Below are 2,766 nucleotides of genomic sequence, written 5' to 3'. Positions count from 1 at the left end.
GAATCGACGCATCGTGCTTTCCGAAAATCGATTCCGATTTTCGGGCCGATGCGCTAGCGCGCCGCCCCCATGCCAAGGGGCGCTCCCGCAGCAAGATCCCGCAACAGGCTTTGCAGCATGGCCACTTCCGCATCCGATACTTCATGGCCGCGACCGGGAAAGACGTCCGCGCGCAGCCGACCTTTGCCCGCGCCGATCTCCCTGGCGGCTTCGGCAAAGGCTTTGACGGGAATCCATGGATCGGCGTCCGAGCCCGTCAGGTAGACCGGCAGATCCGGCGCCAGCCGCCGGGGCCGCTCATCCGTCTCCGCGCCCACCCGGCAACCGGTGAAGGCCGCGAGCGCCTGCGGGGCGGCAAGCCCCGCAAAGACATATTCCAGAGCAAGACAGGCCCCTTGCGAAAACCCGGCGAGCAGCAAGGGCAGCGCGCCGAACGCAGCGCGCGCGCCCGCCACATCGGCGGCAAGCTGCTCCAGAGCGGCCGCAAGCGCAGACCGCGTCCCGTCGGTCAGGGGATCGATCGCCCTCGCATCATACCATGAGCCTGCTTCGGCCCGCGGCAGCACGAAGGCGACCTCCGGCGCTTCAAGGCGGTCCAGGACATGTGCCTTCATTTCCTCGGGCGATTGCCCCCGGCCATGCACAAACACACAGATCGCCCTGGCCTGTTTTTCCGCCGGCAGATGAAGCGCACCCGAAGCCATCAAACGAACTCGGCCTCTTCAAGCCCGGCGCGCAGCTCATCCTCGCGGTCCTTGAACCATGGCGGGAACACAAGCGTCTTGCCGATCTGGCCGGGAGGCTCGTCGCGGGCCCAGCCTTGCGGCGTCGTCCAGGCCAGTTCGAACAGCGCCCCGCCCGGCGAACGGACATAGCAGGACTTGAAGTAATTGCGGTCCTTCTGCTCGGAAATGTCGGTGAAGCCGAGACCCTCGATATGGGCGCGCAATTTCAGCTGGTTTTCCTCATCGCCGGTGTTCAGCGCCAGATGATGGATCGTGCCGCCCGACAGCGTCCAGGTGCCCTGCGGGCTTTCCCGGTCGGTGATGACCTCGACGCGCTGAATGATGCCATTCGCGTCGGGCACGCGGTAGACCGTGCCTTCATCCGTGTCCGCCTCCTTGGTCAAAGGCAGGGCGACGGTCATGAAATCATCCATCGAACTGCGGTCGAAGCAGGCGATCAGGGCGCCGTAAATGCCCTTGATGCCGTGCTCGGCGCTCACGCCCTGCGCCTCGTTGGCGATCGGCGTGCGGTCGTCGCTGTCGCTCTCCACCAGCTCATGCGGAATGCCGCAGGGATGGGCGAAGACGACGCGATCGGCGCCGAAACGGGTGATCTTCTCGGCTTTGATGCCGCGCTCGTTCAGCCGGTCCACCCAGAAGTTCGCGGCGCCCTTCGGGATTGCCTGCATGATGGTGCGCGACTGGTTCGTGCCGCGGCGGCCATAGACGCCCGGCTTGCGGAACGGGAAAGTCGTGATGATGGTCGAGGCATCGCCGTCGGGCGAGCCGTAATAGAGGTGATAAACCGGAATCACGCCGTCAAACAGAACCGTGCGCTTGACCGAATGAAGCCCCAGCGTCTTGGTGTAAAAATCGAAATCCTCCTGCGCACCATCCGTCGAAAGCGTCAGATGATGATAGCCGCTGATTTGCGCCACGATATGATCCTCCCATAAAAATCAAACTGTTCGACCCGCACGAAGCGCATGACCATGCCCTTGTGCGCGCCCCTTCCGGCGACACCCACGCATGAACATGGGTGGTCCGGCGAAGACGTTATCGGCCTGAAAACGCAGTGCCGCCGAAACTCCTCATCCGCCTGCAACAGCGCTCCGCTCCCGAATGCCGACGCGAAAAATTCGAGCCGTTGCCTCCCAAGCGTCCCATGAAACACGGGCTTCAGGTGCGGCATGTTCGGTTCCCGCGCGTCATCGGCTATTGCGCCAATAACCGAATGCTCCTCGCGCATCATACTAGCGCATGGCGGAAGCGCTGATTATGCGATGTTGGGCGGCTTGCATGACTTTCTGTTATGAAGTTTCGCCGGTCCGGTTTCGGGCCGTCTTGCATTCGAGACCGGGCGGCGCGTTGCGCGCCGCCCGCCGGTTTTCTGATGCCCTACCGGGCCAGAATGTGTTTCAGCGCGCGCTGCAGTTCGGCTTCCGGATCATCGGCGCGCGATGTCGCGCGCCAGCAGACATGGTGGTCCGGTCGGACCAGAAGGCATCCGCTGTCGCAAATCTCCGCCAGTCTCGCCCACTCGCCGCTGTGGTCGACATATTCCCGTCGCGGCCCGATCACATGCGTAACGATCTCGATGCCGAGCGTATCCGCCACCCGGACCGCCGCCTCGACCCAGGCCTCGCCGCCCAGTCCGGTCAAAAGGGTAAACCTGCCATGGCCGCACAGATCCAGCGTCGAGACCTCGGCTCCGTTGTCATGACGGTATAGCCACACATGCGGCAGGCGCCCCCCCGGCCAGGTCGTCGGCTGGTAATGGAGATCGGCATCCAGCTGGAAAGCCGGCTCGATCTGTCCATCCGTTACCACGGCGTCAGAACTGTAGCGCTGGTTCATCTCGACCCCGTGCGCGTCGAACTCGTATTTCTTGAAGGCGATCGCCTTGCGGATTGCCTCGCGCTGGGCCTCGGCCTCGGGAGTGCCGTCGGTGCGCGCCTCGAGGTTCTTCTGCATCTGCTCGGGGTCCACCCCTTCGGCCATGCCGAGGGCTGCGAAGATCGGGCCGGTTTCGGCGATCGAC

At 64.0% G+C, this 2,766-nt stretch carries 3 protein-coding genes; all 3 read right to left on the bottom strand.

The genetic code is table 11. From position 1 onward, the window contains the following. Window positions 1-53: 53 nt before the first annotated feature. Complete coding sequence (locus AC5DC2_RS22475; RefSeq protein ID WP_024707920.1) at window positions 54-704, bottom strand: alpha/beta hydrolase; 651 nt, start codon at window positions 702-704, stop codon at window positions 54-56. Further along, the gene (locus AC5DC2_RS22470; protein WP_024707919.1) at window positions 704-1,663 is read right to left on the bottom strand and encodes a VOC family protein; all 960 of its coding nucleotides are present in this window, start codon (window positions 1,661-1,663) and stop codon (window positions 704-706) included. Before AC5DC2_RS22470 ends, AC5DC2_RS22475 begins: the two co-directional genes overlap by 1 nt. Window positions 1,664-2,123: 460 nt before the next feature. Beyond that, window positions 2,124-2,766 (bottom strand): aromatic-ring hydroxylase C-terminal domain-containing protein (locus tag AC5DC2_RS22465; protein WP_491700095.1); only part of this gene is annotated, 643 nt, incomplete at its 5' end.

Source organism: Martelella sp. (assembly GCF_984369615.1).
This window is presented reverse-complemented; position numbering and strand designations above follow the sequence as displayed.

What these genes read in the sequence shown, in the direction of transcription:
- AC5DC2_RS22475 (WP_024707920.1), bottom strand. Translation starts at nt 704, where the DNA reads ATGGCTTCGGGTGCGCTTCATCTGCCGGCGGAAAAACAGGCCAGGGCG.